This window comes from Vibrio sp. 10N.237.312.B06 (assembly GCF_041464685.1).
In the GTDB taxonomy this organism is placed as follows: domain Bacteria; phylum Pseudomonadota; class Gammaproteobacteria; order Enterobacterales; family Vibrionaceae; genus Vibrio; species Vibrio tasmaniensis_A.
On sequence record NZ_JBFSPI010000150.1, the window covers coordinates 1 to 4862 of the forward strand.

Consider the following 4862-nt stretch of genomic DNA (forward strand, 5'->3'; position numbering starts at 1 on the left):
AAGAGTATGGCTTGCGCTCGCTTTACTCTGCCGCGCAGCGGCTTCGTTCAACAAAGCATTTAATAGTTATTCGCAACGCTTGGTATTTTTACTATGCATTGTGTTTTGTGTTTAAGGTAGTATGCGGAAGCTTCGGCATTGCGTTGATCACACTTTAACAGGGTGTTACGTATTTTGAGAGTATTATGGCATTTGTTTACCTGATTACTGAAGAAGCATTTGAAGGAGAGGTCGTAAGACCGTGGGTTAAAATTGGCCACAGCAAGAATCCTCCTGAGTGGAGAATGAATGCGAATCTTAAACGTGGCAATCCAAGAAGTTTGGTTCTTTCAGCCGTATTTGAGTATGAATCAATCCAGCAAGCCAGACGAGCTGAAAAAGCTGGTCACGAACAGTTTAGTCAATACTTGTTTCAAAAGGAGTGGTTTCAGGTTTGTTGGAAGACTGTAGCCGCTTGGTATGAAGAGCAAGGCGCTATCTATAGGAAAAATACCTAAGAATAAATTTAATAAGATTCACAATGCATGGCATTTTTACTGTGCGTTGCGCTTAGTGTTTAAGGTGGTATTACGTTGCTCACCACTTAAGCGGGCATCATATTCCTGCAATTCTTCCTGAGTTAAAGTAACTATCCATATCTAGTTTAGGTTCACGGTGCTTTTCTTAACCATTTGCTAGAGTGACATTTCAATGAGCATGGAGGTTTTGTAATGGGAACTGTAATCGGTTTGGTGATTTTAGCTGCTATAGATTGGTATCTCTTTCGTAAAACAGGGCTTCATATTCATAAATGGATCTCTAAAGAGTACGCTGCGTATCTGTCGGAGAAGGGGAACAAAAAATAGCCTTTTCTTATTAAGTCATCGGTATAAAAAGCGTTATCCGCTATTATTGTTACACACATTGCAAAGATTGGAGGATTCATGAAAGGTAAAGGAAAGTGCCTATGTGGCTCGGTTGAGTTGGAAGTAGAGTACGCCAGTAATGAATTGGGGGCTTGTCATTGTAGTATGTGTAGAAATTGGTCTGGCGGGCCGATGTTAGTCATTGATTGTGCTGATTCCGTTAAAATATCAGGTGAACCAAATGTAGTGAGATATAAGTCATCCGATTGGGCTGAGAGAGGGTTCTGCGGTAAATGTGGTACTCACTTGTTTTACTTTTTAGTGCCAAATAATCAGTATCATCTTCCTGTCGGGTTATTGGTGTCTGGGGATGACTACAAGTTAACTCATCAAATATTCATCGATGAAAAGCCCGAATACTACGAATTTAAAAATGAAACACAAAATATGATTGGCGCAGAAGTATTTGCCCACTTTGAAAGTGTAGAGTAGCACTTAGTTTTTATTAGCTTAAGACTAATTCACAACGCTCGGCATTTTTTAGTTTCGGTCGAGTTTTGTGTTTGCGGTGTAATGGTTTCGGTTAGGTGGTGCTCACGCCTAACATCCCAGCTCAACCCCCAACTTGAAGTGCCTCGAAACTCGATTATGTGAACTCCTAATAGCTGAATAGTTACTCTAATATACAATGAGTTTTCTAATGGCTCTGAGGGGGCGTAAATGACGGATATGGCAATATCAAGTTACCTTGGCTGGTTGTTACTTCTTATAGGTTGTTATCCTTTCTTGCTTGTTGGTGTCAGTATGTTTTTCTATGATGCAGAACGTAAACAAGCATTAAGGTGGTTGAACGGAGTTAGTTTTCTATTAGCTGCATTCCTTCTTTACATGCATATGCAGACAGAAGTCATCTATGGTCGGGAACTGCTCGAAGCCTGGTATCGTGATAACCCAGAAGATAAGCCTCAATAAAAAGCACATAACAAGTGTCTATTATCCATATCGGTATATAAGAGTGATGTTAAACGCTTGGCATTTCCAGCTCGAATCAATTTTAGTGTTTTCGGCACAATGGTTGAGGTGAGGTGATCGCGATGTCAGTCACTTCAAGCGGCGATAACTCGTCTATCCAATTATGCCTATCCGAGTGAACCATGTTCTCTTACAAAGTGTCTGATATTTTAGATATTCAAATGTTGAGGCTCCGATGAATTTTCTCCGTAAGTATAAAATCAGCTTTCTTTTCTGCGTTAGTGGCCTTTTGTGTTTCATTGCTTATAACACCATAGGTTCATACGTAGATGAAAATGGTGTGTTGGTTGAGCCATTCGGGCTTATTCCTCTATTTTGGCTTTTTGAGCTACTTGCGTTGGTGGCTTTGGTTTTAACCTTCGTTAGACATAGAAAGTGTCAGTAGACAAGTAAAGTTGCGGTTAAACGAAGATGTTTTGTCATCACAAACAACTTAGGCGTGATTCGGTACGCTTGGCATTTTGGCATGCGGCGGTATTCGTGTTCCCACTCGTTTAACTTCAGTGGGTTAGGTGTTAAATTTGAGAGTATTGGTAGCGTTGTAATCTGCTCAAGCGGGCGTTATGTTACTAATTGAATTCAACGTTTATAAAGGATGAACATGGTAGTACTTAGAGGAATGCGCCAAGACGAATATCCAGCTTATTGTCAGTATTTTATTGACGATTACAGTCAGGAAATAGCTAGAAACTATGGGTATTCTTTAGACGTTGCAGTCGAATTGGCAAAGAAGGACTTGCATCGCAGCTTCCCTAACGGACTAGAGGGCAATGAGCATTCGCTATTATGCATTGATGTTGAAGTCGATGGTGAACGTAAGCTTGTGGGTTACCTTTGGCACTCAGTAAATATTGGGGATAAATCTACGTTTATCTATGACTTCTTCATCTCGAATGATCATCGAGGTCAAGGTTATGGTACTCAATCAATTTCTGCGTTAGAGACCCAACTACTTGCTATTGGTATCAATCAAATAAAACTGAGGGTCGCATACCATAATGAGCGCGCGCTTAAGTTGTATAAAGAAGTTGGCTTTGAGGTTACCGGTTTCAATATGTCTAAGAAACTAAGCGGATAGCCTCAACATATCAAGCAACATACATAGACCGGCAGGTTTCATTCAAACATGGAGAGTAAATATGATGTCAGATTTTTCTAAATTAGCGACAACCGAGTACGGAAACATACTAAGCAACGACTACTTTATTAACTTTAATATTGGTCCTCTTTGGCAGGGAATACCCAGAATTTTTGGAGAGGCATTTACTGTCCAGTTAACGTCTGGTGATAATTTAATGCTTCATTCAGCCATATACGAAGCACCTGAAGGTTCCATCATTGTAGTGGATGGAGTTGATAGCGAATATGCAGTAGCTGGTGGTAATGTATGCGCAGTCGCGAAGAGTCGAGGTATCAAAGGCTTTATTATTGATGGTGTCATTCGAGATTTGACTGAAATTTCAGATATGAAGTTTCCAGTTTTTGCGAAAGGTGTTCATCCAGTTCCGGGAAAGAAAGAGATCTATTCTGAATTGGGCGCTCCAATCACTTGCGGGGGAGCAAAGGTCTCTACGGGAGATATCATTGTTGCTGATGCAGAAGGTATTGTCGTTATTCCTAAATCCAGAAAAGACGAAGTGTTTTTAATAGCTTCACAGAAAGCAAGTAAAGAGGCGTCATTAACACTCGCTGAGTGGGAAATAAACCATAGGGCCAAAATAGCCCAAGCAATAACGTCTGCGAAACAAAAATCTTAATTGGTGCAGCAAGTTGATTTGTAACGCGTGGCCTTTTGCATCAATTAACAGGCGTTAGGCGACAACGAATAAATTCATCCATGGAGAAGAGAGTGATCGTAAGGACTGCGACGAAAGAAGACTCAAGTGTCTTGTTAGAGTTTATTGAACAAAAAGCCGACTTTGACCGGAGTATGAAAGGGTTTGTTGGTGAAATCTCGACAACTATAGAGAAAATCGAACGTACACTATTTGGTGAGTACGCATTTGCCCATGCATTAATATTGGAACGGAATTGTGAGCCTTTTGGCTTCGCACTGTATCACTATCGATATTCATCCTTCAGTGGAGAGCCATCAATCTGGCTTGACGACCTATTGGTTACAGGAAATCAAAGATCAAAAGGGTATGGCCGTGAACTTATGTTGGCTTTAAAGTCACAAGCGGAGTCATCATATGCCTCTCACATCTCATGGACGGCAAGTCCACATAATAAGAAAGCGCATGATTTCTACAAAAGGTTGGGTGCAGAGGTTGAGCGAATGGATGGTCAAAGACCTTATTTCCGTTGGACAATATCCGACTCGTGATCACATAAAAAGAGAACTATGAAAATAACGACGCTGGTTGATAACTCTCGACTGGATAATAGGAAAGATTTAGCCGTTGAGCGCGGACTATCACTGCATATTGAAACTGAATCGCTAAAGATCTTGTTCGATATGGGAAGTGGCGATACGTTTTGTCAAAACGCACCATTACTGGGTATTGATATCAAAGATGTAGACCTCGCTGTCATATCACACAGGCATCATGATCATTGTAATGGCACCGCTGATTTTGTTGCTCATAACTCTAAAGGCAAAGTGTTTCTCAAAAATTGCGAACAGAAAAACTACCATTTTCGGGCTTTCGGTTTTAAAAGTGATGTCGGGATCAATCCGGACTTACTAGAAAACAGCAACGAGCGGTTAGTCTTCGTTAATCGTACGACTGAGATCGCCCCAAATGTCTTTGCTATCACAGATATTAGCGTGAAACACGAACAACCTAAGGGTAATAAATACCTTTATACACAGTCTAAGAGTCGACGGGAGCGCGACTCATTTGATCATGAATTACTGTTAGTGATTAAAGAGCCAGATGGTTTAGTTATATTCACGGGATGTGCGCATAGTGGCGTTCTTAATATGGTTGTTGAACGAAGCCGCTGCGCGGCAGAGTAAAGCGAGCGCAAGCCATACTCTTG

The 4862-nt window shown here is 40.9% G+C and carries 7 protein-coding genes and 1 pseudogene; all 8 read left to right on the plus strand.

Annotated elements, in window-relative coordinates; genetic code table 11:
- Window positions 1-185: 185 nt before the first annotated feature.
- Window positions 186-497 (plus strand): GIY-YIG nuclease family protein, encoded by a 312-nt coding sequence (locus AB6C75_RS22690; RefSeq protein ID WP_372109371.1) that lies wholly within the window; start codon window positions 186-188, stop codon window positions 495-497.
- A 426-nt stretch (window positions 498-923) separates the two neighbouring features.
- Entirely contained in the window at window positions 924-1337 is a 414-nt protein-coding gene (locus AB6C75_RS22695; protein ID WP_372109373.1) for a GFA family protein, read from the plus strand.
- A 228-nt stretch (window positions 1338-1565) separates the two neighbouring features.
- Window positions 1566-1817, plus strand: a complete 252-nt coding sequence (locus AB6C75_RS22700; protein ID WP_017083586.1) for a hypothetical protein — start codon at window positions 1566-1568, stop codon at window positions 1815-1817.
- A gap of 235 nt (window positions 1818-2052) precedes the next feature.
- Entirely contained in the window at window positions 2053-2262 is a 210-nt protein-coding gene (locus AB6C75_RS22705; protein ID WP_372109375.1) for a DUF3955 domain-containing protein, read from the plus strand.
- A 216-nt stretch (window positions 2263-2478) separates the two neighbouring features.
- The gene (locus AB6C75_RS22710) at window positions 2479-2955 is read left to right on the plus strand and encodes a GNAT family N-acetyltransferase (RefSeq protein ID WP_372109377.1); all 477 of its coding nucleotides are present in this window, start codon (window positions 2479-2481) and stop codon (window positions 2953-2955) included.
- 61 nt (window positions 2956-3016) lie between these two features.
- A complete protein-coding gene (locus tag AB6C75_RS22715; RefSeq protein ID WP_372109379.1) occupies window positions 3017-3634 on the plus strand; it encodes an RraA family protein in 618 nt (205 codons plus the stop codon).
- 80 nt (window positions 3635-3714) lie between these two features.
- On the plus strand, window positions 3715-4203 hold the full coding sequence (locus AB6C75_RS22720; protein WP_372109381.1) for an N-acetyltransferase family protein: 489 nt from the start codon (window positions 3715-3717) through the stop codon (window positions 4201-4203).
- Window positions 4204-4221: 18 nt separating this feature from the next.
- Window positions 4222-4809 (plus strand): annotated as a pseudogene (locus AB6C75_RS22725) (MBL fold metallo-hydrolase); the annotation flags it as partial.
- Between the last annotated feature and the right edge of the window lie 53 nt (window positions 4810-4862).